Genomic DNA, 24373 nt, shown 5'->3' on the forward strand with positions numbered 1-24373 from the left:
TACTATGGCTTTTCAACTATTATTGAATTTCATGATAGCATTCCTGTGGATGTTTCTGCACAATGATTGGACTGGGCCACGTTTCGTCATTGGTTTCCTGCTCGGTATACTCATTCTGCTCGGAATGCGACGCTTTTGGCCCAGGTTATATCTTGGAAAAGTGTGGGCGATCATTAAGCTAATCTTGTTGCTGCTGCGGGAGCTGGTCGTTTCTAGTTATGTAGTGGTAAAAGCCGTTCTAAGACCGGAGCTTAATATACGTCCAGCTATCCTCAAATATACTACAGAGCTGAAATCAGATTGGGAAGTGGCAACGTTAATCACGATGCTCTGCCTCACTCCTGGATCGGTGGTGCTTGAAGTGTCGGATGATAATCGGACATTGTATATTCACGCTATGGATGTTGATGACCCTGCGCAGTTCAGAGCAAATATCCGTGATACCTTTGAGCGAGCGATACTGGAGGTGACCCGCTAATGATTCATTTTATTCTTATGCTATCCATTACGATCATGGCTTTAGCTATAGGCGTATGTGCTTGGCGTTTGGTGAAAGGACCTTCTTTACCTGACCGAGTCGCTGCACTAGATACGATTGGAATTAATCTGCTAGCAATGGTGGCCGTGTTATCTGTCTTTCTCCAAACGCAGGCTTTTATAGAAATTATTTTATTGATTGGAATTCTTTCCTTTATTGGAACGACAGCCTTTGCCAGATATATCGAAAAGGGAGTGGTGCTAGAAAATGGAAATGATCAAGACTACAGGTGAGTTGCTGTTTGCCTTGTTAATTCTTGTAGGGGCATTGCTTAGCGCCGTTAGTGCTATTGGTTTGATACGGCTACCTGATGTTTATCTAAGATCACATGCTGCCGCGAAGAGTGCCACTCTCGGTGTTTTATGTGTCTTGGTTGGGGCATTTCTATATTTTGCATTTTTTCAGAATCATATTAGTGCAAAGCTATTACTAGGAATTGTCTTTGTATTTATAACTGCACCTTTATCCGCTCACCTAACAGGCAGAGCGGCATATCGCTCCGGTGTTCCTCATTGGGATCGAAGAATTCAGGATGATTTAAAAGAGGTGCTGGAGAAAGAGCAAGTTATACCGGTAACCCCTGAACGAGATATACCTCAAGAACAAATGTAGAAGTGTTAGAAATTATCTTGATTTTCAATAACAGCAGCAAAAACTGTAACAAACCCGCGTCTACACGCGGGTTTGTTTTTATGAAATGGGTCACTATTCTGATTTTGATCGTTCAACGAACCAATATTTTACCTTCCCCTGCAAGCCTGCGTAGTACCCTTGGAAGACGATCACCGTCATTCTCAGGAATGTCCAATTGAATACCGTAGTGGAAACTGCCTTGCTGTTCTCTGTTCCATTTTAATATTCCTTCTATGTACATAGATTCATCCGTAAGATTCATTTCCATTCCGATGCGTACCAGGTTATTTTCTGGGTTGATATTGAGGGGGAATGATAAGTGGCAACCCGATCGACTGATGTCGAACAGTACAGCTCTTACAGGCTTAGAAGGAACCTGAATTCCGTTAATACTAAGAATATGAAGATCAAGGGTTACAGGTTCTTTAAGGGTATATCGAAAAGGTTCAGTTCTGCGATTAGTGTTCATATGCTCCTCCATACTTTTCCATCTACTATAAATTATCGACAGGAAAACAGGATTAGTGAAGAGTTATTAAACATATTAAAGTTTCGAAGTTACAAAAGCTGCATACCTAATTTTTGATTCTATCGTAACAATGTAAGTATTTCTTTTACAGAATTATCTACAAATGATCTTTCAGGACGGGATTTCATGATCACAGTAAGTCCAATTAATGATACGACAAGTGTCTGCGCTAAACTCTTTGCGTTAATAGTTGAATCAAGCTCACCTGAGCGCAAACCTCGATCAATCGTTTCTTGAAATATTACCGAGAGATACATCTGGTGTTCTCTTGTCAGGAGCTCAAATTTCTCATCGTGGGGTGAAAGTTCAACCATCGAATTAATGCAAAAGCATCCCCAGTTCGGATGTTGTCCATATTCTTTTGTCACTATATTTTCGAAAAAGTCACGGAATGCCTCTTTAACAGAAGAATTGTTTTGAAGCTTGTTACGAACATAAGCAGCATGAGAGCTCGTATATTTCCGCAACGCAGCTTCAAATAGTCCTTTTTTATCTCCGAAGGTAGAGTAGATGCTAGGCCGCTGAATACCCATTCTTGATGTCAGGTCGCTTAAAGAGGTAGCCTCGAACCCTTTTTCCCAAAATACTTGCATAGCTGCATCCAATGCTTTTTCCTCATCAAATTCACGTGGTCGAGCCATAGTAACTCCCTCTTTTCATATCGAACGGTATGATATTATTTTATGGTTTGAAAATTATTATGTCAATAAGAAATGAACGTATAAATACTCGGCTTCTAATTTTCGATTGTTCAAAAGCTAGTCTCTTGACAGTTATCTTTTTTTAGAGTTATATTTGTCAAACGTATTTACGTACTGATTGGTATGTAATTTATGAATTTGATAAAAGTTAATCTGGAGGCGTTATCTTTGGGGGAATCTGTTGAGGAATCGAAAGCTATTATAGCGGATCAAACAGTCAAAAAAACTGAAAAAGTACGAGGAGGGCTTAGAGCGTCGGAACCAGTGCCTGTATCAATAATATCTCGTAATGTGGCACTTTTATTTTCCATCGCCTGCGGAATAGTTGTTGCTAACATTTATTATGCACAACCTTTACTGGACGCTATTTCGAACGAGTTTGATATTTCTCATTCATTCGTTGGACTTGTTATTACAATCACCCAAATTTTTTATGCACTTGGACTGTTATTACTAGTGCCTCTGGGTGATCTATTAAATCGGCGTTGGCTGATCGCTGGACAGATGCTTCTATCCGTATTGGCTTTAATTGTCGTTGGTACTGCCACCAGCAGTAAAGTGTTATTCATAGGTATAGCAGCGGTTGGGTTTCTAGCCGTAGTGACACAGACGCTCGTTGCATTCGCGGCAACTTTGGCTGCTCCAGCCGAACGTGGGCGTGTCGTTGGTGTTGTGACAAGTGGAATAGTAATTGGTATTCTACTGGCGCGAACTTTCGCTGGCGTATTAATGGATTTAGCAGGTTGGCGTTCTGTCTACCTTGTTTCCGCGGTATTAACACTAATCATGGCATGTGTATTGTTTCGGGTGTTACCACATTATGAGCATAAAAGAGAATCATTATCTTACCTACAGTTGATTCGTTCAATGTTCACGTTGTTTGCTCAGGAACGAACTCTTAGAATTCGTGCTGCACTAGGCATGATGATTTTTACCGCTTTCAGTATATTATGGACGTCTCTAGTATTACCTCTCAGCGCCCCACCGTTTTCTCTTTCACATACTGCGATTGGAGCGTTTGGTCTCGCAGGTGTTGCAGGCGCGTTAGCAGCAGCCCGAGCAGGTCGCCTCGCCGATCGAGGTTTAGGGCAGAAGACCACAGGTGTAGCCTTGATTCTTTTGCTCATATCATGGTTGCCAATAAGTTATGTTCAACATTCGCTTATTGCATTAATCGTTGGTATTATCCTTCTTGATCTTGCAGTACAAGCCGTACATGTCACCAATCAGAGCATGATCCTTACTTTGCGACCTGAGGCACGCAGTAGGCTTACTGCCGGTTACATGATTTTTTATTCCATTGGCAGCGCCACTGGGTCGATCGCATCTACGAGTATCTATGTTTACTTTGGCTGGAACGGAGTGAGTTTGTTAGGTGCAATTGTGAGTGCTCTGGCTCTTCTTTTTTGGTTATTAACAAAGGAGTAACTGAAGGGAGGAGTATTCGTGCTGAAAAAATTGTAACACTGATCTCGTATAATTAGGTGCGATTTCTAAGTCTTAACGCTCCAGCCAGGGCTATAGTATTTCATGTCACCTGGCCGTGGGAGCAATTCGAAAAGTTCAATTCAACATGAAAAATATACAAAAAGAAAGCTCAATTAGAAACTACATCTGTTGTTGAATTAGGGAGGGGGTCTTCTGGTGAAATAAATTCGTGAATGATTTGACGGAAGTATTCATGATTATCGTAGCTATTGTACATACGCCAGGCCATTGTTTCTGAATTCCCAAAAAATAACCGCTCAAATTGGGTTTGGCGGCCACCGAATGCACCCGCTCCCAGTTCCCATGCGACCCGGAATAAGGCATTTCGGTACCGCGCATCCGAGACATTACCCTTCAAATACTGATGGAGGTATGAACCGGCACTTGAACTGAAGTCCGATTCAGAGATGATCATGATAAGCCCGCTAGAACTGAGATTTTGAACCATTTCAACCATCTTCGGATAAAACTCTGAAAAGTGAATGGTTGAAGCTAGAAGGGGGCCTTTGTCAGGAACAAGAAATCCAAATTTATCGTGGGATGCTCCTACTTCAGAAGCGAGTCTTAACGCTTTGAATGTTTCTAGAAACGTCAGTATTCTTGAAATCGGCAGAATGGTGAAGGACTCGAGCTCAGCATTTTGTTCTTCTGCCAAAGATTCTAGCACACCGAGAAAGAACTCAGTCTTAGCAATATAGCGGGTGATGATTTGGTGACCAATATGGGTATGAAAGTGACTCTCACCGAACAATCGGGCACAGTAGATCTCATCTCCGTAATAAAATATTCGATCATGAGGGATGAGTACGCGGTCAAATATAACAAGTGTATCCATTTCTTCATATCTAGAACTTAAGGGATGGTCGTAAGTAGATGGGGCTGAGTAACTTTCACGGCAAAAAAAAGTCATCCCAGGCAGATCATTAGGTACTGCAAAGGCAAATGCGAAGGGATTATCATCATCTACAAGGGATGGTGAAGGCGTAGGGAATACTAGCATTTCATCGCATGTAGCCCCTTGTGTTGCCATCATAAAAGCACCAGTCACAACCATCCCTTCGTCCTTGATTTCTACGACTTTAGCAGCGATAGAATCCTCTGTGGCATCAACCTGACCGGATATTTTACTTGCTTGTGGCTGGATGAATGCGTGGGATAAAGTAATGTCATGATCTCGGCAGTAGGCATAGTATCTCCTGAGGTTCTCAGCATATTTCGGATGAAGGTCCTCAAGGATATCGGCTGCAGTAAACAAAGACATGATTGCTGTATTCATATAATCTGGGGAGCGTCCTAAAAAACCGTGATGTCTGTTTGACCAGAGTTCAATCATTTTTCTTCGACGTTCTAAATCATCAACACTTTTGGGTGGGAGAAAAGATAGACCAACAAGCTCTCCAGTATCAGGCGAAGGGTAGGTCATCTGCGCTAAATAACGTTCGTCACACTGCATGTTGTACATTTCGGCTTGTGTTTGTATGAGGCCTTGAAATGCAGGATGTTTGGATAATGGTCCTTCGATACGCGTCCCTTTGTACCAGATATTGATATTTTGCCGGTCGATTCGTTCGATGTATTGATTACCATTTTTAATAGGCACACGTTCCACCTCTTTGGAGAGTTGTATTAATATTTTTAATGTACGTAATCATAATTCTTCTTGTACATTGTCCATACACCGGGTCAGTGAAGGGGCCAACCTTAATTTAAACTATAAAAAAGAGGATATTCACAATTATCTCCCCAAAATAGTCATACAATGGAAAGAAAGGCGGATAGGATTATGTCTGCGGAAATTCCAGAAATCTCGGATGCCGAGTGGGAAGTAATGAAGGTGCTGTGGACTGGAGCCCCGCGTACGGCAGGAGAGATTGTTGAAGCTCTGGAGGGCAACCGGGACTGGAACCCAAAAACGGTTCGGACGCTGATTAAGCGTCTGACGGAGAAAGGGGCTATCGGTTACAACCAGACAGGAAGAGTGTATTCATATTACCCACTGGTGCGGGAAGAGGAATGCGTCCAATCGGAGACACAATCTTTTCTGAAGCGGATCTACGGTGGAACGATGCGCCCGATGTTAGTCAACTTTTTACAGAATGAGAAGCTGTCCCGAGAAGATATTGAAGAATTGATGTCTTCACTGGTCAATGGGAAGAAATTGCTGATCCGTATAAATAGTTATGTCGATGTAGAAGAACCTCGTAACAATAAAGAAAGCCCGTGCCCAGCGCGGGCTTTCTTTATTGTTACTGACTAAAAGCAAATGCTTTCCACTCATACCAAATCCAGTCCCTACTACTGTCGTATTTATTTTCAGTAATCCGCTTTTCCTCCTATTTACAATTCCACTACTCGGTGTTACTATATAGTGGTACTAAGCAATACAGAGTAGCATTGGAGGATTTTAATGGATAACCTAACAGAAATGCTGAAAGGAGTTTTGGAAGGCTGTGTACTTGAAATCATCAGCCGGAAAGAAACCTATGGGTATGAAATCGTAAAAACGCTAAATGCGCTCGGTTTCGAAGATGTTGTTGAAGGAACGGTCTACACCATCTTGATACGGTTAGAAAAAAATAAACTTGTCGATATCGAGAAAAAACCGTCCGAAATAGGACCACCAAGGAAATTTTATAGTTTAAATGAAGAGGGATGGCGGGAACTGTCCATGTTTTGGGAGAAATGGGGATATGTTTCGTCAAGACTTACCCAACTGAAGGAGGATAGCCGTGTATAAGAACATGCTCGCTAAATTTAAAGATTTACGTGAACAAAAAAAGGCTTATAAAGAGTGCGTAAAACGTTCAAAAGCGCTCCCGAACGATTACCGAGAAGTTTACAATATCGCATCGCGCTACATGCTGAACTTCTCAACTAACGATTCTAGCGTCATCAACCTGTTTCCCGAAATGCTTGACATGTTTGAGATGGGAGCTGCTGAAGGTCGAGATGTTCTGGAGATCGTAGGGAATGACGTAATGGCGTTCTGTGACGGGCTGCTCGAGGACGTTTCCGCTCAGACTTGGACAGGGAAAATGCGAGCCAAAATGAACGAGTCCATTCACAAAAAACTTGGAAGATAGGGGGGATTAGGATGACATCCAATAATTGGGCGATTGAAGTAATAGGCCTCAAAAAATCATATAAGAACGTGGAAGTGTTGCGGGGGGTGGACTTCACTGTTCAGAAGGGTTCAACTTTTGCTCTTCTAGGGTCCAACGGCGCGGGTAAAACCACTATGATCAAAATTCTTGCCACCCTGCTCCAGCCCGACAACGGAAGCGCAAAGATTAATGGAGACGACGTAACTAAGCAACCAGAGCAAGTACGTAAGGAGATCAGCCTGACAGGACAAAGCGTCACCGCTGACTATATCCTGACCGGACGCGAGAATCTGCGAATGATAGCCAAACTCCGCCATTTGCCCGATCCTGACAAACAAGCCGAGGAGTTATTACGTCGTTTTGACTTGCTCGATGCCGCTGATCGCCGAATCTCCACGTATTCCGGAGGGATGTGTCGGCGCTTGGATTTGGCCATGAGCTTACTGGGTAACCCTTCGGTCATTTTTCTCGATGAGCCGACCACCGGACTTGACCCGCAAGCGCGTCTTGCTATGTGGGATATGATCAAGGATTTAGCGAGATCAGGTGTCACTGTTTTTTTAACTACGCAGTATCTAGAGGAAGCTGACCATCTAGCCGATCAAATCGCGATCTTACATGAAGGTCATATCGTGGCAAGCGGCAGTCCCGCGGAGCTAAAAAATAGTTTGCCTAAGGGTCATATCGAGCTTCGATTCGACAATGAAACAACGCTAAATCAAGCACAAGATCTGTTAAAGGAATTTAACGCGACTACAGATTTGAACAATCTCACGCTATCCGTCATTACAGACGGAAGTACGAGACAGATGATGCGTCTGCTAACGAAAGCAGCGGAAGCTGACATAGAAATTGCCGAGTTTGCGCAGAAACTGCCCTCGCTTGAGGATGTTTTTCTCGCGATCGTCACTAGCAAAAAGGAGGACTCCCGATGAAATTCATTCATTTTCTAGGCGATACCGCCGTAATGAGTGGGCGTGTCATTCGCCATTCCACACGTAGCATCGACACGATTATTACCGTCATCGCCATGCCGATCATGATCATGCTGCTCTTTGTTTACATCTTTGGCGGAGCGATGAACACCGGTGATGTAAGCTATATCAATTATATTGTGCCCGGAATATTGCTCTTTTGCATTGCTAGTGGCGTGGCTTATTCTTCTCTTCGTATCAATAACGATCTCACGAAAGGCATATTCGAGCGTTTCCACTCCATGCCGATCGCAAAAGCTTCTATTCTAGGCGGTCATGTGGTTGCTTCATTAGTTTTTAACGTCATTTCCTTGCTTGCCATTTTCCTTGTTGCCTTCGGAATGGGATTTCGACCGAAAGCAGATGTGCTCGGCTGGGTATTAGCCATTGGTATTTTGTTGCTTAGCGTACTTGCGTTTACTTGGATTGCCGTCACCTTCGGCTTGCTTGCTAAATCATTTGAAGGAGCAGGAGTATTTTCTTACATTTTGATGTTACTTTTATTCGTTAGTTCTGCCTTTGCACCGACCGACAGCATGCCTTCGGCTATACGCGTTTTCGCAGAATATCAGCCCATGACACCGCTTATCGAGAGTATTCGTTCTCTTTTACTCGGAGGAACGGCAGATAAAACTACGCTTGTGGCGGTATTATGGAGTTTAGCAATACTTGCGTTTTTCTGGGCTTCCGCAATGCGAGTGTATAAACGGAGAATGAAATAGACGTAAAAAGAGCCGGTGGCTTCTCGAAAGAGGGGGATACCGGCTCTTTGTGTGCACAGGCTAATTTTAAGATGCTGGCTGAATGGTGGGGTGAATATTTCTGTGCTATTCTAGAAATGTGATTTATATAAAATTTTTGTACATAGAATTAGAAGTACCGGATTTGGTAATTAATTTTAATAGGCGAATGGGGAATGAATGATATTTTTTAAAATGGGGGAGTAAGTTATAGTGATACCAAACGAAGCACAAAACAAAAAACATTGGAAACGGGATATAATTATCTTTCTAAGTAGTCAAACATTTTCGTTATTCGGTTCTGCTTTAGTTCAATATGCTATTATGTGGTACGTTACGCTTACAACAAAATCAGGTATGATGATGACATTATTTATTATTTGTGGATTCATTCCTACCTTTTTATTATCCCCGTTTGCAGGTGTATGGGCGGACCGTTTCAACCGGAAATATCTTATTATGATAGCAGATGCCATGATAGCCTTTGTTACACTGATTTTAGCCATTACATTTTTGCTTGGTTATGATGAGATATGGTTGTTGTTCGCCATTGCTGCAGTTCGTGCGCTCGGAGCTGGGGTTCAATCACCTGCGGTTGGGGCAATATTACCTCAAATTGTACCAGAGGATAAGCTGACGAAAGTAAATGGGATTAACGGAAGTCTTCAAGCACTAATGATGTTTGTTGCACCTATCGTTAGCGCGTCATTGCTTTCATTGGCAACAATTGAGGTCATTTTCTTTATCGATGTTATCACAGCGGCGATAGCGATCTTTACATTATCTTTCTTTTTGAAAATACCGTTGCATAAAAAAGCGACTGATAAACAAACGACAAGTTATTTGGACGATTTTAAACAGGGTTTAAGCTATATTAAAAACCACAGCTTTCTCAAAACTTTTTTCATTTTTTTCGCCTTTTTCTTCGTATTGATGGCACCGGCTGCATTTTTAACACCGCTACAAGTGACACGCAGCTTCGGAGATGATTATTGGCGATTAACAGCCATTGAAATTGCTTTTTCTATCGGTATGATGGCTGGCGGAGCAATTATTGCTTCATGGGGCGGCTTTCGAAACAAAGTATATACAATGACTTTTGCTAGCTTAATTATGGGTGTATGTACGTTCGCTTTGGGTATTGTACCTGTTTTTTGGATCTACTTGGTTATGATGGCTATTTTCGGCGTAGCTATGCCCGTCTTTAATACACCGACAACCGTAATGCTACAAGAGAAGGTAGATCCGGATTACTTGGGACGCATATTCGGAGTCTTTGGTATGATATCGACTTCCATGATGCCAATTGGAATGCTGATATTCGGTCCGCTCGCGGATGTAATTGAGATTGAATGGCTCCTTGTTGGAACAGGGGTGTTAACTGTAATACTGTCCATTATCTTCATTCGAAACAAACGTTTAGTTGAAGCTGGGATGCCTTTAATACAGGAAGCATCACAAGAGTAGAATTTTGCTAGAAGCGAGAACTTGAAAGCCTTGTGTAGATAAAAAAAGAAGCTCTCCTAAAGTTCGATTGAACTTTATGGAAGGCTTTTCTTAATTAGAAAAAAGGAGACCGACAATGACTTATTCACAGATGTGGAACAACGCAGGAAATGAAGCTGAAATTCTCTATTTGGAACAGCAGATTATGGCCATCAAAAAAGAAATAAAACGAGCAAAAACCGCAGAACAACAGGAGATATTGGATCAAGCGAATCGCAAGCTGGCTGAATTGGAAGCGAAGCTGGATGAGCTAGAGGAGTAGGGGCTAACCGCCCCATCGTTGCATCAATATTTTGACAGCTTGAATATCGGCCTCGCAACCGTGCGAAGCCAATAAGCAAATACGGTCGTTCCGGTCCATGAGGTTCGCTTATTCTGTAGGTATTGATCGTTGATAATATAAGTCCGGGTGGAAGCAGGGCTTTTCAGGCCGAACTTTTCCCACTCTGCCGGATCATTTGAACCTCCGAGCTTTTCAAGCATATTTTGTGACGCGACATTTATTTTAGAAGGAATTTGCTCGTAGGCTTCAGTGATTTGCGCATGAAATTCATCGATTGGATTGCGGCTGGCAAGGCTCTCTAAGTGAATGCCTTCACGAAGGTAAGAAACGTATGCAAGATGGTCAGCCCAGAATTCGTCGATATAAAAAAGCCGTACCCGCTGCTCCGCTGGGCTCAACGGCTGCTCGCCTTTCAAAATTCGCAGCCGCTCCGCGTATAGAATTCGCCTCTGATCCTCCACCATATCCGAATAACAGTTCAGTTCCTTGTGGATATCGAAGTTTTGGCCCATAACAATCCGCTGAATACTTGTGATCTTGCTGCTGAGCCCCGACTCTTCAAGAGCCTCATCCTGTCTGGGAGCGCGAACAGCTTTATGGATGCCGAAGCGAAGCAGTAACTCGTCCTCCAAGCTTACATAAAAAACGGAAGCTCCCGGGTCGCCTTGGCGTCCGGAACGCCCGCGCAACTGATCGTCGATCCGCACGCTTTCGTTCACATGGGTGGCAATTACGTACAACCCGCCTAGCTTGGCGATTACCTCCGCTTGCGCGGGGTCGACGCCGCCGAGCCGGATGTCGACCCCGCGTCCCGCCATATTTGTAGACACCGTCACTGCACCGGTTTCTCCCGCTTTGGCGATGATGTTTGCCTCTTCCGCATCGTTTTTCGCATTTAGAACATGGCAAGGTACGCCAGCAACCGCTAGTGCCTCTGCCAGTATGGCAGACTCTTCGACGCTTGACGTACCAATGAGAATTGGACGTCCCGTCCTATGGACGGATGAGATTTCTTGTACGAGTGCCATAAGTTTGGCTTCTTTATGGGTATAAATCCGGTGCAGATGGTCGATCCGGATGTTTGGCCGGTTCGGCGGAATTTGCAGCACCTGCAGCGCATAAATATCTTCGAAGTCCATTGCGGATGCATGAGCGGTAGCCGTCATTCCGCAAATCTGCGGATACAGGCTGATGAAGTGTTGAATGGTGATCGTCCCGAGAATTTTCCCGCCGGCTATGGAGTACAGCCCTTCTTTTGCCGTAAGCGCGGCTTGAAGCCCGTCCGGCAAATACCGGTTCTCCGCCACTCGGCCGGTATATTCTTCGATCAGCTCGATTTTTCCGTCCCGGACGATGTAATCGACGTCTTTCTTTAATAACGATTCTGCATGCAACGCGCAATTTAATGATGTCAGCAAGTGACTGTTATGGCTATCGTACAAATTGCCGCATCCCAACAGCGATTCCGCTTGCGCAGCGCCTGTTTCATTTAAGTAAACGTTCCGCTGGAACTCGTCGAAGTCGTAATGCTCATCTCGCTTGAGCTGCCGAGCTACTTCTGCGAAACGAAAGCCGTCGCTCCTGGAAGAGGGAGAATCACCGCTGATGACTAGCGGCACCCGAGCTTCGTCGAGAAGCAGCGAATCCGCTTCGTCGACGATGACGTAGTGGAAAGGACGATGCACGGTATCGGCTTCGTTGAGTGCAATTGTGTCGCGCAAGTAATCGAATCCCGCTTCTTTGGCCGTAACATAGGTTATATCCTTGGCGTATGCTTCCTGTTTCTCGGACATGCTCATGCCCGCTTGAACCGAGTTTACCGTTAATCCGAGGAAACGATAGATCGGGCCCATCCATTCCGCATCCCGTTTGGCTAAATAATCGTTAAAAGTCAGCACATGAATGCCTTTGCCAGTCAGTGCATTTAGATATGCAGGCATAACAGCAGAAAGTGTTTTTCCTTCACCGGTATGTTGCTCGATCAAGAATCTCTCGTGCAGAGCGATGGCAGCCATGATCTGGACATCGTAAGGATTTAATCCAAGCTTTCTCTTCGCTGCCTCGCATACTAACGCATAAGCAGCGATAAGCAGCTCATCCAAAGGTGTACCTGATTTTGCTTCTTTTTGTAGCCGGAGGGATTCCGCTAGAAGCTGCCCATCGTCCCATGCTTCCAAATTCCGTTTTCTGATGAGCTGCACTTTGTCGTGATAAACTTTCAGCTTATTCTGGGTATCGCGGTCTTTGAATTTTTGCATCAATTTGACAGCTATATTCATAGAAATTTGATCTCCCCTCGGTAGAAATACGCTTAGTTTTGAACAATATTTGCACTGATCAGTCGGTTAATAAGTTCCTGGATTCAATCTACCAAAATATTCTATTAAATGCAATTTGGACAAATCATGAATAGCATAACGTAAAACTTAAAACTCTAAGCATTCATCGCCAACTTATTTAAGTTGTTATTAGGTGGATAATTTCAATTCTCTAGCAGAAAAGTACAAGAGGTGCATACAGGCTCCTGAATCCGATTTTGGGGATTTGACACAGGCATACGCTGCTTTTACAATTGCCTATGAGTTGATAGACTTATGAGAGAGAGGCATACGCTGTGGAAACTATAGTAAGTCAAGCTTGGCCAGAATGGAGTGGTACGCTACAGAAGCGGAGCGGAGGTTGGAACAACACAACTTATTTTGTGGAAAATAACGGGAAACGCGCGGTCCTTCGAATATATGATACACATAAGGACAGAAACAAGATTGAGTTCGAGCATGCTGTGCTGGAGCAGCTTGGAACACGAGCTTTGCCTTTCAAAGTACCTGTTCCTATTCTAACGACTACCGGTGAAACTATGATTCAGTTAAGGGAGAGTGGCAAATTCGCCTGCTTGTTCCGATATATCGATGGTGATTCACCTGTGGAGGAAGAGGTTTCCTACCTAGAATCCTTTGGAGAGGTGACGGGTATTTTATCAGAAGTCCTATCAGTTATTGATCCCGGTCTTACTCCGGTGTACCGGCCATATTATGAATTGTGGACGTCCTATCCATTATGCAGTGGAGAGGTCATCCGGGAGCTGTGCCTGAATCCGCCGGAACCTTTTAAGGATCTGGGGGCTGAGCTAGTGATGCTCTACAGAGCTTATAGAAATATTACAGGTTCTCTGAATGAACTGGAGGGACTGCCTCACCAACTGGTACACGGTGACTTGAATGCCTCTAATCTTTTGGTAAATATAGAAGACCCGGGGCAGGTATCCACGCTGCTTGATTTTGAGTTCTGTACATATGATTTGCGGGTCATGGAGTTAGCGGTTATTCTATCCGGGCTGCTTGGGCATGCGGAGGAGAAGAAGATGATTCGTGAGTTCTGCCGGGGCTTCAGCCGTAGTATCCGCCTCACCCCAGCCGAAATCAACGCCATTCCAGTGTTAATGCTGCTGAGAAAAATCGATGTCTTTCTTCATTTTGTCACCCGTTATCTGGAGGGTACCGATGAATCCCGGGTACTTCATGAGCAGACAAAACGGCTGTCCGTAGATTTAGTCCAGCTGTCTGCAGGAACTGCAGAAATTCTAGTAATATTGCAAGAAGAGCAGGGAAGCGCATGCAGGCTATAGCTCATTTCCGTGATTAGGATGAACCGCCGCTCCCTTGCTGTTCAGGATTTCTTTATACACCTCAATCGCCAGCGCCCGTGACTGCTTAAGATCAACGATGGCATATGGTCTAGGCAGATGGATAGCTTTATCGGACAAAACTGCCAGCTCTGGCAGCCAGGTGCGTATATAATCTCCGCTCGGGTCATGAGTCTGGGACTGGGTTACCGGATTCATGATCCTGAAGTAAGGGGAGGCATCGAATCCGAGCGAGGAGCTCCACAGCCAGCCGCCACGGTTCAGTGAATTATCATAATCGCTAAGCTTCAGCCTGAAGTAACGCTCTCCGTAAATAAATGGACAGCCCAGATTTTTGGTAAGAAACATTGCGGTAATCATTCGCAGCCGGTTCGGCATCCATCCGGTTGTGTTCAGTTGGGTCATGGCGGCATCGATTACAGGAATGCCAGTTCTGCCCGAAGACCAAGCCTCAAAGTATTTCGTACCCAGCATGCTCAAATCATACACCTTCTCATAGCTGAAGAAATCAGCATCGAGCCGGGCCTGATACAGATAGAAATCCCGCCAGGCCAGCTGTCGCAGCCATTCTTCCCCGCCGGTTTCTTCTTCCGCCAGCCGAGTATACACAGTACGCGCTGAAATGGTACCCGTATTGAGGTGCCGGCTGATCTGGCTGGTGCCCACCTGTGCATACCTGTCACGGTTCACATGATAATCCCGTAAATGCAAGTCTATAAATTGCTCAAGAGTATCGTGTACATCCATCTTTTTTCTTGAAGGCACTAGCTTTTCAAACTGAAGTGTAATCTCCTCAGGAATCTTGAAATCTTCGGCAATCTTATCGTCCAGTGTGGACGTTGACAGATCAGCCAAGGTCGAAGAATAAGGCGGATGAAAGCGCTCAGCCAAGTAGCTGCGCCAGCGGCGGTAGAACGGTGTGAATACCTTGAAGGGCTCTCGACGCCCGCAACAATCCATGAAGTCTTCCAGATCACAAAGCATGCTGTCGTGAAAAATTTTGAAACGGATGCCGAGTGCAGCCGATGTATCACGCAGGTTCATGTCTCTTTTTAATGCATAAGGGGTGTAATCGGCATGAACCATCAATTCCTGAATTGGGTAGGTTTCGCTCAGCCTCTTGACAATAATATCAGGCTCGCCATAAAGAATATGTAGCTGCTTGCCTTCAGTGGCGTATTCCTGCTGAAGTCTTGAGACCTGCGTCAGAAAGTTTACCCCGCTATGCTCAAGATAGCGTTGTTTTCGCAGTAGAAAAGGCTCCAAAATCAACAGATGAAGGCTGCCAGTGCCAGAAGAACGTATAGCCTCAAAGGCTGGAAGATCGCTAGTCCGCAGATCTTTGCGGTGAATGAAGAGAATCATTAGAAATATTTCCTTTCTATTATCAGAGGGGAAAAATCGCATGTCTATAAGGATTTCCCATCGTCCTTGCTCAAAATCAGAATAATTAACATCGGAAATATGATCTTGCTAATATGTTGTAGAGCTGCTTGAACCGTTAAAATATCCCTATTTGGCAGCTTCTGCTTCTTCATAGATGAGGCACCGAAGAGTCTGATCTGGGTAGCGTAACTCTGCAGTATAACTGCTGCCGTCTTCGAGCATCATTTTGACCGCTACCATACCGCGCTTATTATTTACGTCAGTGTCTGTAAGGGAAGCCGTGGCGATTTTCCGGGTTTCTCCTTGTCTGTCTGTAACTATTTTTGTAGCCTCGTTAATCCAGGTTGCATCCTTTTGGATAGCGATGGCAGCTTCAGCATTGATTGGGGTTCTTGTGAGTGAAAAATTAGCTGCGGTCGTATCTACTACCGTCCGAGTGGAGGGATCAATAATTACGGTATATTGCCAAAATTCCTTACCTTGTCCTCTTAAGGTGTTGGTTTTATAAGGGGTGAATATTACCATCCAGGTCTTTTTCTTTGATAGCATGGATTCTCCTTGGCTTGCTTTTACTTCAAGCTTGGAGACGTCAGCTCCGAATATTTTTCGCACACTTGAAGCGGCCATGGTAACGGCGTCGTTCTGGTTCAAATTCCCTGAGTCTGGAGGGGTTACAATATTCCGCTTGGACAAGGCATAGGCCTCTCGGTAGAACCAGTCAATATATTGTAACAGTTCCTCGTCAGTCAATGTCCGATTGGGATACTTGAGCGTGTTTTTCTCCAAGTCAAAATAAAACTCCGCTTGTCCCGATTTTAACGGGAACAGCTGCTTGGGACGAAGGCCGTCATACACATACTGGTCTTCCAATATCAGCCTCCGGTTTATTTCATCCTCGGTCATCTCCCTTCCGATGGTGATAATTTCGTTATTGGGCTTGTCCGCAAAATCATAAATTTGCTGCATTTCTTCTTGGGTCATCAGCTGCTCTAGATCTCTGTTCACAGTAGATACCGGTGCTTCTGCTTCTACTTTTAGTACGGGTGCCTTGCTGCTGTTCAAGGTTAGATTGCCCGAGTCTTGTACTGCAGAAATGCTCTTGGCAGCGGTGGTGTTCACAAATCCTGGGACAATCATTGCGCTCACCGCCAGCACGCTTCCAGAGAACAAGAGTACAGCGAGTGTAGCGGAAATCTTGTTGTTCTTCATTTAACTTAACCTCCATTGGGATCGGATGATGATGAATCTTCCTAACCTTAATCCAAAGATGTTAAAGAGTAGGAGGGCAGTTGTTATAGAGTTGTAAAAAGAGTCTGATGCTAGTTCCCTCGCCGAGGACAGAGTTTAAGGACAGTCTGGCCTTATGCGCTTCAGCAATTTGCCGACATAAGGATAATCCTAAGCCAGCGCCGCCATATTCACGTGAACGAGCCTGGTCTCCCCGATAGAAAGGTTCAAATACACGTTTAGCCATCTCTGCGGTGATTCCCGTTCCCGTATCACGGATTTCTAGCACGGCTTCTCCATTCAGCTCATAGGCCAGCATGTGGATTTCGCTGCCTTGCTTGGAGGCGTGAATCGCATTCTCAACCAGATTTACCAATAATGAAGCTAGTAAATCGGGATCTCCCCAGACATTTGAAATCGTATGTTGGATATGAAATCTTATGCTAGCATCCGTCAATTTTGGGCGCTCCGTCTGTTGGATAGCTTGAAATAGTTCCGAAATATCCACCTGCTGAAGTGCCAACGGCTGATGCCGGAGGACAGACAAATCCAGCAGCTTGAAGGCCAGATTCTTGAGACGAAGGGTTTCACTAAGAATATATCCGCCCGCAGTTTGCTGTTCTTCCTGTCCAATATTGGCCGTGGTCAGAAATTCGGCGAACCCCTGCATGCTGGTCAAAGGGGTGCGCAACTCGTGGGCCAAATTATCTACCATCCTTTGTTTCTCTTCAGCCATGTCTGAGAGTTCCGTAACCCTCTGCTCCACGGCCTCCGCCATCCGGTTGAAGTTCAAGGCCAGTTCGCCAAATTCATCTTTGCTGCGCAGCTGCACCCGTTTCGTATAGTCGCCTTCGGCGATTGTTTTGCTGGTCTCTGACAGGAGCTTTAGCGGCTTGCTTAGATGCCGGATTAGAAGATAAAGAAGAAGGAGCAGAACGGGTCCCACGATCCAGTTAATCATTACAAAAAAGCGGTTCAGTTCCTGTTGCTTGTTGAAGAGCTCACTGATATCACGCTGATAGACAAGCAGCAAATGCTGGTAAGGAGCAGGAAGCTGAGTGGAGAGCTGAATAGAGCGTTCGTCTGAGGATACAGGCTGATCGCCTTTTCCCAAATTAGATTTCCCGAATTGTCCTTTTTGGGGAGGGTAAATCATTCGGTCGTTCTCCCATAGCTGCAAATAGATTCCCTGCTTACGGTAGTAATCTCCATAGGACTCAGAGACGCTGGCCAGTAGAATAGGGGTCAATGCCGTTCCCCGCGCTTGAATAGAATTAAGGTTCTCATAAATATTGTTGGCAATTAACAATTGCTCACTGGATGCTCTCTGCATTTCACTGTCCATGTTTAGCTGCCAGCTTTTTTTCATCACCATAATGACACTTACATCCAGAGCGGCAATAAAGAGAGCGAGTACCGACAGCAGAATCTTATGCCAGAATCTCATGATTAGCTCTGAACTTCCAGGCGGTAGCCTAGCTTGAAAATGGTTTTGATCCGTTCTTCCCAGCCCAGCTTTTTACGTAGCTGCCGGATGTGAACATCCACGGTGCGGGTGTCGCCCTCAAAATCATAGCCCCACGCCAATTCCAGCAGCTTTTCTCTCGACAATGCAATATTCCGGTTACGAATTAATACATCAAGCAGCTCGAATTCCCTAACGGTCAAATCAACCGGTGTCTGATCTACTAAAACTTGCCGTTCCAGGTAACGCACCTCAACATTATCGCAAATGAAGCTGGAAGTGCCTTTTTCACCCCTGCGCAGGACTACATTGATTCTTGCCAGCAATTCAAGGATTTCAAAGGGTTTAATGATATAATCATCCGCGCCCAGCTCGAAGCCTTTAATGCGGTCAGCCAAAGAATTCTTGGCGGTGATCAAAATCACTGGAACCTGAATATGTGCAATCCGCTGCATCACCTCAAAACCATCCAATTCCGGAAGCATAACATCCAGCAGAATCAAATCAGTCTTTTCACGCTCCAGAATTTCGAAAACCTCCGGTCCACGGTAAGCCTTGCTATATGTATGTCCAACCAGCTTGAGATTCATTGTAATTAAATCATTAATCGCTCGTTCATCTTCTACTACCAATATATTTGCCATTTCGTATTTCTCCTCCTAGTACCTTGCTCACTATGTGCCACTTTCGTTATACACTATATACAACTAGAGGAAGGATTGTCCAGAAGGTTGGTAGTTTCATCAGGCGATAATACCTAATAGGATAGAAAATTATGTGGTCAAAAAAGAAAGAAATGAATCCATACATTACGAACCGTTACCTTAACAAAATTAACAAACTGTTGTATTGTGTCTTCCATCTATCATGAAAATATTTACAAATATAAATTGTTGATATCGAATATATCTGAGAAACTCCAGTGTGAGGTATACGGGCCACCACCAGCACCGCCAGCACATACGGGCAGTCGTGACGCACAGGAGCTAGCTCTGTACTCTAATTTATACTTGGCACAGAAAAGGCTAACGTCATAGAGCGATATCCTCAGGTTGCTGGATTATACGAACGTCTGGATTTTAGAGCGTTTGCTTCGGAGGCGGGCAGCGAATTGATTGTACGTAAAAAGCTGCCCAAACTTCCCGGGCAGCCTCTCATATTCTTACGCGTACGTCTTCTGAGATCAAGCCGTTTGCGCCTCATGTTTGCGAGCTGTTACAGTGTCTTCTTTTTCCGTGGATCCGTTGCCTGACGCTTAACTGCTTCCTCGTCTCGTACCATTCAATTCATGTTCGTTCTGATGAAATTCCTTGAGTATATTCTGGTAAATATGAGCCTCTTGAAGGTTCAGTCCGTCGCGATTTTCTTTCAAAACCCAGTTCTCGACCGTTTTCTTCAAGATTTCGCTCTTCCGTTCCAGCAGTTCCGTATAACTCAATTTACTTCATCCTTTCCAGTTCGTGGTTTCAAACGCCGGATGGACTTTGTTTACTTGTCATTTCGTGCGTTTAACATCACATCCGACGTAACGTTTACCATTATACAGAAAATCCTGGTCGAACCCAACGCGGACCAACCGTCCTCAGATAGGGTGAGCACTACTTAGAATGGAACGGGAGTCCTCAGCGGACCGTTTCGCAGAAGTGCGGCCAGATACTCCGGTATGCTGACAGTTGCTTCTCTTTCATATAATCGTTTAACCAGATATCAAGCACGCGTTTTTAACTTTAATCTTCCTCAAGATCAACCGTAATCCCCATACGAAACCCAATCACTCTAAGTTACTGTATACCGTTGTATACTCGTATATCCGGCCTTCTTCAGCGGTATTACCCCGGGCGGGCAGTTGATTAAAATGGAAAGTAAACCCAAAATTGAAAAGATAAAATATGCCATATGAAAATGTATTAATAGGGACCTGCCGATTTCCTATTGTGCATTCTAATGATAATGTGGCACACTATGTATAGATAAAACCAAACGAGGCAAAGAATGCCCCGTCTCCTTTCCTTTTGGAATAGAGGCGGGGTTTTGTATGATTAAAAACATATTTCGTTGCAGAGCGAGGGGATAGGTAATGGGTTTCGAGAGGGAGCATAATGAATGGTTATGTAATCATCTTAAACAAAGGAAGGGAGAGCGGCTCGATGCACTTAAACGCGGTCATGGTTACGGAAACCGCTTGTTTGTCGAGCGGGTATGGTGGCCTCTAGCCGGACATTTTCACGGATTACACCCAGAATATGAAGTTAAGGACTGGCGCGGCAGATCCTATTTTGTGGATATTTTGTGGGAGATCGGAGCCTCGCGTATTGTATTTGAGATCATGGACTATGGCTCACATGGAACGGATCGTAGCAAATACCGGATGGACTTGAACCGCGGGCTTTTTCTACAGTCTCAAGACTGCACGGTGCTCTATATCTCGCTGGATGAGCTAAAAGAAAATCCATCCTTCATTCTCTCCGCGCTGCGGAACATTCTCTTTTCTTATTTGTTAGCAGAAAAGTCTGCGAAGACAACCGTTGAGAGAGCCTATTCCAGAATCGAGCGCGATCTGATGCGGGCAGCCATCCGGCACCATCGAGTCCTTCGCCCGGCTGATGCCGCGAGAGAACTGGAATTGCACACGATGACGATCATTAAATACTGCCGTCAGCTGGTGGATAAAGGAAAATTTCGCCCGGTGGCAAGAGGTTCATCTCAGCGGATCATTTACTATGAATATATTGGTACGCTACAAAGTCCAGATTTAGTTTGAAGATGAAGGCCGTCGTGAGAATGTGAATGAAAAATCGAATACAATGTGCCGTCGGTAACGTAAATGAGCAAATGTATGCGAAAAACCGAACACAATGTGCCGACGGTAGGTAAACGAGCCAAATGTATGCGAAAAAGTGAATACAATGTGCCGCCGTTACGTAAATGAGCCAAATGTATGCGAAAAACCGAACACAAAGTGCCACGGGCAAGCTGAAGGAGGCATGTGTATGCGAAAAACCGAACACAATGTGCCGACGGTAGGTAAACGAGGCAAATGTATGCGAAAAACCGAACACAATGTGCCGACGGTAGGTAAACGAGCCAAATGTATTCGAAAAATCGAATACAATGTGCCACGGGCAAGCTGAACGAGCCAAATGTATGCGAAAAATCGAATACAATGTGCCGACTGTAGGTAAACGAGCCAAATGTATTCGAAAAATCGAATACAATGTACCACGGGCAAGCTGAACGAGTTAAATGTATGCGAAAAAGTGAATACAATGTACCACCGGTACCATAAACGAGCCAAATGTGTGTGAAAAACCGAATACAATGTGCCGACGGTAGGTAAACGAAGAAAATGTATGCGGAAAACCGAATACAATGTGCCACTGCCAAGCTGAACGAGCCTAATATACACGAAAAATCTAACACGATATTTTTCCAGTCTGGTAAATCGGGTTTTTGATTTCCAGGGAATCACAAGAATCCGCGCCGCAGGTTCTTTATTCTATTCTTCTCCTATCGCCACCGGATTCTCCTCATACGAAATCCAATCACTCCAGCTCCCAGATATGCTTAATTCAATTATTGCTGTAAGTGTGGTACAGTTCATCATTTCATCTTTAGAGCGAAAAATAAATTCAGTGTACAATACTATTACATGGATATATATTTAATTTATTACTGAGTTATTGTATTATCCGGAAATGTTATATATAAAGCCAGTTAAGGAGCCTTTTTATGAGAATTTTTAAAAAACAGAAGCAGAAATACAATTCATTAGCCCAAGATATAAGAATGTATAAAATACCTCTAAAAAGAGCAGAAGAAATTATTAAGCCATTTAAGGATAAATGGATATACGTAAAACTCATATCTAATATTTATAGCAAATATAACGATGATACCTCTCAATCTGGTATGTATTCAAAATTTAAAGTCAGGAATATTTATTTTAATGATAGTTCTATCCTCATATATGGGTTTGAAGATTCAGATAGATTATTTCTAAGCAAATCCAATTTAGTACAAACAGAATGCTCTAATGAATTAGATGAGGTCAAACTGATCTATCAAGAAAAAGATATATTTATTGAGATCTATATAAAAATGTATCTACCTAATATGGAGAGAAGACTACATGAAATTGAGGATTCTAAAAATCACTTAATAATCACAGAAGGTAAGACGGATTGGAAACACTTGAAAAATGCTTTATTCCAACTAAAAGCGGAAGGGAAATTTAAGCAACTAGACATTGACTTCTTCGAATATGAAAATGAGGTTCAAATGGGAAACGATGTTTTAAAGCGCATATGTTCTTACCAGTCATTATTTGAAAACGAGAAACTAAAAATATTTATTTTTGATTCTGATGACAAAAAAATTAATGAGGAACATCAGGGCCACGATTATATTAACCACGGTAATAATGTATACTCACTAGTTCTCCCCATACCCAAACATAGGGAAGCAACGCCATTAATAAGCATAGAAAATTACTATCAAGATTGTGAGATAAAAACTGAAGATGCAAACCAAAGAAGATTGTATTTAGCTCATGAATTTGATCTCACGACGGGTAAGCATTCTATTTTAGAAAATGTTTACACACCGCTTGTTAAAGACAAGATGGAAAATAATCATATTATAGATAATAAAGTTTTCAAGATAAACGATAAAATAGTTTACAAAAAGGATATCTTTAATAATGAAAAAAAGGAAAACATAGCATTGTCAAAAAACAGATTTGCAACTTATATATTGGATAGAATCAGTCCTTTTGATACGATCTCTGTTCAATCTTTTGAGTTGGTTTTTGATATTATTGCCAGTATTTTTAATGACTATTACCATCAAGACAAGAAACATGACGTAGGTGAAGAGATCAGTCCGGGAATATATTTAGAGAAGCACGATAATCACTTTGAAGTTTTATCTATACATGGAAGTTGCTCGAAAAAAGTTGCTTTAAAGATAAAAGAAGCTACTCATGTAAGTTATGCAATGAAATTATCAAATGATAAGAGGAGTGTTCTTCTCTCTCTACAATTTCAAAACGAAGAAATAGAATGCCCGATACAAATAAGCCAAAAATTTTTGGGCTTTTTACATAAGAAAGCACAAAATAAATTCAATAGAATTGAGTTGCACATATGCGACGAAGATAAAAATTATATATCTCATAAAGAGATTATGAATGACGATCTTTGTGTCGTTCTTATCAAGGGAATATTTAATGAATTAAACAATTGAAAACCCACATTTACATAATGTGTGAAGTGCTTAGAAGACCTAAAAGCAAGATCCACGACCTTATGCGGTATCGGTATTGAGTCTAAATGATGGAGGCCGGGGGTGTTTAACCACTGTTTGAAGATCAAACCACGAGTTGATTTCCAAGCATGAAAAAAAAATCGCCAAATGTGTAAGCTACTTGGCGATTTATTTAACAATAAGCATAATGAAATGTCTTACTCTTCCCCAACCGCAATTGCATTCCTCTCATAACTAATTCAATCACTCCAGCTCCCTATATACAGCCGCACATTCTTAAAACCAGCTTTTTCCAGTGCCAGTACATTCGGGCAGGCAGTCACGCCGGAGCCGCAGTAGACGATGATCTCACGGTCTTTGTCCAGTCCGGCAAAATGTTCTTCAAGCTGCTCCGCACTCTTGAAGCTACCGTCCGGATTTTGCGTGTCTTTCCAGAAGTAGTTGACCGCACCAGGGATATGCCCTCCGACCGGGTCCAGGGTCTCATTCTGGCCGTGATAGCGGTCATTGGCCGGGAGTCGATTAGAACAGGAAGAGTAGGCGCGGCATCCGAAACGGTGACGTCAATTCCACCATGAGTCCCGGCACTAACCGTCTTCTCCGAAACCGCCTGAACCTCCTCAACCCCAGCCAGCATCTGCGGTTGCACATTTGCTACAAATGTACTCGGCACCCGCACCGGCTGATGATCCGCCACCGGGTATTTCTTGGCTTTCCACTGGCTGAATCCGCCTTCCAGAATGAATACCTCTTCATGCCCGAGGTAACGCAGCAGCCACCACAAGCGTGCAGCATTCATGCCGCTCTCATCGTCGTAGGCGACAATGCGTGAATCGTTGCCGATGCCAAGCCTGGAGAGCCGTGCAGCCAGCACCTCAGGATCAGGCAGGG

The 24373-nt window shown here is 43.8% G+C and carries 24 protein-coding genes and 2 pseudogenes; 15 read left to right on the forward strand and 11 right to left on the reverse strand.

What is annotated here, in order from left to right:
• Nucleotides 1-4: 4 nt before the first annotated feature.
• Genes MKY19_RS12610 through mnhG form a run of 3 tightly spaced genes read left to right on the forward strand, consistent with a single transcriptional unit; the run spans nt 5 to nt 1150 of the window.
• Complete coding sequence (locus MKY19_RS12610; protein ID WP_042187625.1) at nt 5-478, forward strand: Na+/H+ antiporter subunit E; 474 nt, start codon at nt 5-7, stop codon at nt 476-478.
• Entirely contained in the window at nt 478-771 is a 294-nt protein-coding gene (locus MKY19_RS12615; protein WP_042187626.1) for a Na(+)/H(+) antiporter subunit F1, read from the forward strand. The genes MKY19_RS12610 and MKY19_RS12615 overlap by 1 nt, the downstream gene beginning before the upstream one ends.
• Nucleotides 752-1150: a monovalent cation/H(+) antiporter subunit G gene (mnhG, locus tag MKY19_RS12620; protein WP_339803219.1), complete on the forward strand. Its 399-nt coding sequence runs from the start codon at nt 752-754 to the stop codon at nt 1148-1150. The genes MKY19_RS12615 and mnhG overlap by 20 nt, the downstream gene beginning before the upstream one ends.
• Nucleotides 1151-1262: 112 nt before the next feature.
• Here mnhG and MKY19_RS12625 read toward each other — a convergent pair whose 3' ends face one another.
• Nucleotides 1263-1640: a PilZ domain-containing protein gene (locus MKY19_RS12625; protein ID WP_339803222.1), complete on the reverse strand. Its 378-nt coding sequence runs from the start codon at nt 1638-1640 to the stop codon at nt 1263-1265.
• Nucleotides 1641-1759: 119 nt separating this feature from the next.
• Nucleotides 1760-2341, reverse strand: a complete 582-nt coding sequence (locus MKY19_RS12630) for a TetR/AcrR family transcriptional regulator (RefSeq protein ID WP_339803225.1) — start codon at nt 2339-2341, stop codon at nt 1760-1762.
• Nucleotides 2342-2533: 192 nt separating this feature from the next.
• Here MKY19_RS12630 and MKY19_RS12635 point away from each other — a divergent pair, with 192 nt between their 5' ends.
• The gene (locus tag MKY19_RS12635) at nt 2534-3829 is read left to right on the forward strand and encodes an MFS transporter (RefSeq protein ID WP_339803228.1); all 1296 of its coding nucleotides are present in this window, start codon (nt 2534-2536) and stop codon (nt 3827-3829) included.
• A gap of 169 nt (nt 3830-3998) precedes the next feature.
• Here the strand turns inward: MKY19_RS12635 and MKY19_RS12640 are convergent, their stop codons facing one another.
• Nucleotides 3999-5489 (reverse strand): 4-hydroxyphenylacetate 3-hydroxylase N-terminal domain-containing protein, encoded by a 1491-nt coding sequence (locus MKY19_RS12640; protein WP_339803231.1) that lies wholly within the window; start codon nt 5487-5489, stop codon nt 3999-4001.
• Nucleotides 5490-5672: 183 nt separating this feature from the next.
• Between MKY19_RS12640 and MKY19_RS12645 the strand changes: the two are divergent.
• The 7 genes and pseudogenes from MKY19_RS12645 to MKY19_RS12675 all read left to right on the forward strand — a co-directional run.
• Nucleotides 5673-6020 (forward strand): annotated as a pseudogene (locus MKY19_RS12645) (BlaI/MecI/CopY family transcriptional regulator); the annotation flags it as partial.
• Nucleotides 6021-6296: 276 nt separating this feature from the next.
• Complete coding sequence (locus MKY19_RS12650) at nt 6297-6626, forward strand: PadR family transcriptional regulator (RefSeq protein ID WP_042187640.1); 330 nt, start codon at nt 6297-6299, stop codon at nt 6624-6626.
• Nucleotides 6619-6972 carry a DUF1048 domain-containing protein gene (locus MKY19_RS12655; protein ID WP_052404266.1) on the forward strand — a complete coding sequence of 118 codons (354 nt, stop codon included), beginning with the start codon at nt 6619-6621 and terminating at the stop codon, nt 6970-6972. The genes MKY19_RS12650 and MKY19_RS12655 overlap by 8 nt, the downstream gene beginning before the upstream one ends.
• A gap of 11 nt (nt 6973-6983) precedes the next feature.
• The gene (locus MKY19_RS12660) at nt 6984-7928 is read left to right on the forward strand and encodes an ATP-binding cassette domain-containing protein (protein WP_339803235.1); all 945 of its coding nucleotides are present in this window, start codon (nt 6984-6986) and stop codon (nt 7926-7928) included.
• Entirely contained in the window at nt 7925-8689 is a 765-nt protein-coding gene (locus MKY19_RS12665; protein WP_042187644.1) for an ABC transporter permease, read from the forward strand. Before MKY19_RS12660 ends, MKY19_RS12665 begins: the two co-directional genes overlap by 4 nt.
• A gap of 231 nt (nt 8690-8920) precedes the next feature.
• A complete protein-coding gene (locus MKY19_RS12670; protein ID WP_339803238.1) occupies nt 8921-10174 on the forward strand; it encodes an MFS transporter in 1254 nt (417 codons plus the stop codon).
• A 115-nt stretch (nt 10175-10289) separates the two neighbouring features.
• On the forward strand, nt 10290-10475 hold the full coding sequence (locus tag MKY19_RS12675) for a hypothetical protein (protein WP_042187647.1): 186 nt from the start codon (nt 10290-10292) through the stop codon (nt 10473-10475).
• Nucleotides 10476-10498: 23 nt separating this feature from the next.
• Here the strand turns inward: MKY19_RS12675 and MKY19_RS12680 are convergent, their stop codons facing one another.
• Complete coding sequence (locus MKY19_RS12680) at nt 10499-12775, reverse strand: DEAD/DEAH box helicase (protein ID WP_339803240.1); 2277 nt, start codon at nt 12773-12775, stop codon at nt 10499-10501.
• Nucleotides 12776-13110: 335 nt separating this feature from the next.
• On the opposite strand from MKY19_RS12680, the gene MKY19_RS12685 reads away from it, so the two are divergent.
• Nucleotides 13111-14121 carry a phosphotransferase gene (locus tag MKY19_RS12685; RefSeq protein WP_339803242.1) on the forward strand — a complete coding sequence of 337 codons (1011 nt, stop codon included), beginning with the start codon at nt 13111-13113 and terminating at the stop codon, nt 14119-14121.
• Here the strand turns inward: MKY19_RS12685 and MKY19_RS12690 are convergent.
• From MKY19_RS12690 to MKY19_RS12710, 5 genes are all read right to left on the reverse strand, one after another.
• Nucleotides 14116-15504: a deoxyribodipyrimidine photo-lyase gene (locus MKY19_RS12690; RefSeq protein ID WP_339803245.1), complete on the reverse strand. Its 1389-nt coding sequence runs from the start codon at nt 15502-15504 to the stop codon at nt 14116-14118. The genes MKY19_RS12685 and MKY19_RS12690 overlap by 6 nt on opposite strands.
• 147 nt (nt 15505-15651) lie before the next feature.
• Nucleotides 15652-16734 carry a hypothetical protein gene (locus MKY19_RS12695; protein WP_339803248.1) on the reverse strand — a complete coding sequence of 361 codons (1083 nt, stop codon included), beginning with the start codon at nt 16732-16734 and terminating at the stop codon, nt 15652-15654.
• A gap of 61 nt (nt 16735-16795) precedes the next feature.
• Nucleotides 16796-18199: a HAMP domain-containing sensor histidine kinase gene (locus tag MKY19_RS12700; RefSeq protein ID WP_339803251.1), complete on the reverse strand. Its 1404-nt coding sequence runs from the start codon at nt 18197-18199 to the stop codon at nt 16796-16798.
• Between the two features lie 2 nt (nt 18200-18201).
• Nucleotides 18202-18861 (reverse strand): response regulator transcription factor, encoded by a 660-nt coding sequence (locus MKY19_RS12705; RefSeq protein ID WP_339803254.1) that lies wholly within the window; start codon nt 18859-18861, stop codon nt 18202-18204.
• A gap of 611 nt (nt 18862-19472) precedes the next feature.
• On the reverse strand, nt 19473-19655 hold the full coding sequence (locus tag MKY19_RS12710) for a hypothetical protein (protein ID WP_339270856.1): 183 nt from the start codon (nt 19653-19655) through the stop codon (nt 19473-19475).
• A 639-nt stretch (nt 19656-20294) separates the two neighbouring features.
• Here MKY19_RS12710 and MKY19_RS12715 point away from each other — a divergent pair.
• From MKY19_RS12715 to MKY19_RS12725, 3 genes are all read left to right on the forward strand, one after another.
• On the forward strand, nt 20295-20978 hold the full coding sequence (locus tag MKY19_RS12715) for a hypothetical protein (RefSeq protein ID WP_339803258.1): 684 nt from the start codon (nt 20295-20297) through the stop codon (nt 20976-20978).
• Between the two features lie 229 nt (nt 20979-21207).
• Nucleotides 21208-21348: a hypothetical protein gene (locus MKY19_RS12720; RefSeq protein ID WP_339803261.1), complete on the forward strand. Its 141-nt coding sequence runs from the start codon at nt 21208-21210 to the stop codon at nt 21346-21348.
• 598 nt (nt 21349-21946) lie between these two features.
• Nucleotides 21947-23461, forward strand: coding sequence for a hypothetical protein (locus tag MKY19_RS12725; protein WP_339803263.1), 1515 nt, complete (start codon nt 21947-21949; stop codon nt 23459-23461).
• A 260-nt stretch (nt 23462-23721) separates the two neighbouring features.
• On the opposite strand, the gene MKY19_RS12730 is transcribed toward MKY19_RS12725, so the two are convergent.
• Both MKY19_RS12730 and MKY19_RS12735 read right to left on the reverse strand, forming a co-directional pair.
• Entirely contained in the window at nt 23722-23961 is a 240-nt protein-coding gene (locus MKY19_RS12730) for a rhodanese-like domain-containing protein (RefSeq protein WP_339804289.1), read from the reverse strand.
• 287 nt (nt 23962-24248) lie between these two features.
• A pseudogene (locus MKY19_RS12735) lies at nt 24249-24356 on the reverse strand (sulfurtransferase); the annotation flags it as partial.
• Between the last annotated feature and the right edge of the window lie 17 nt (nt 24357-24373).

The organism is Paenibacillus sp. FSL R5-0744 (genome assembly GCF_037972555.1).
Lineage (GTDB): Bacteria > Bacillota > Bacilli > Paenibacillales > Paenibacillaceae > Paenibacillus_AQ.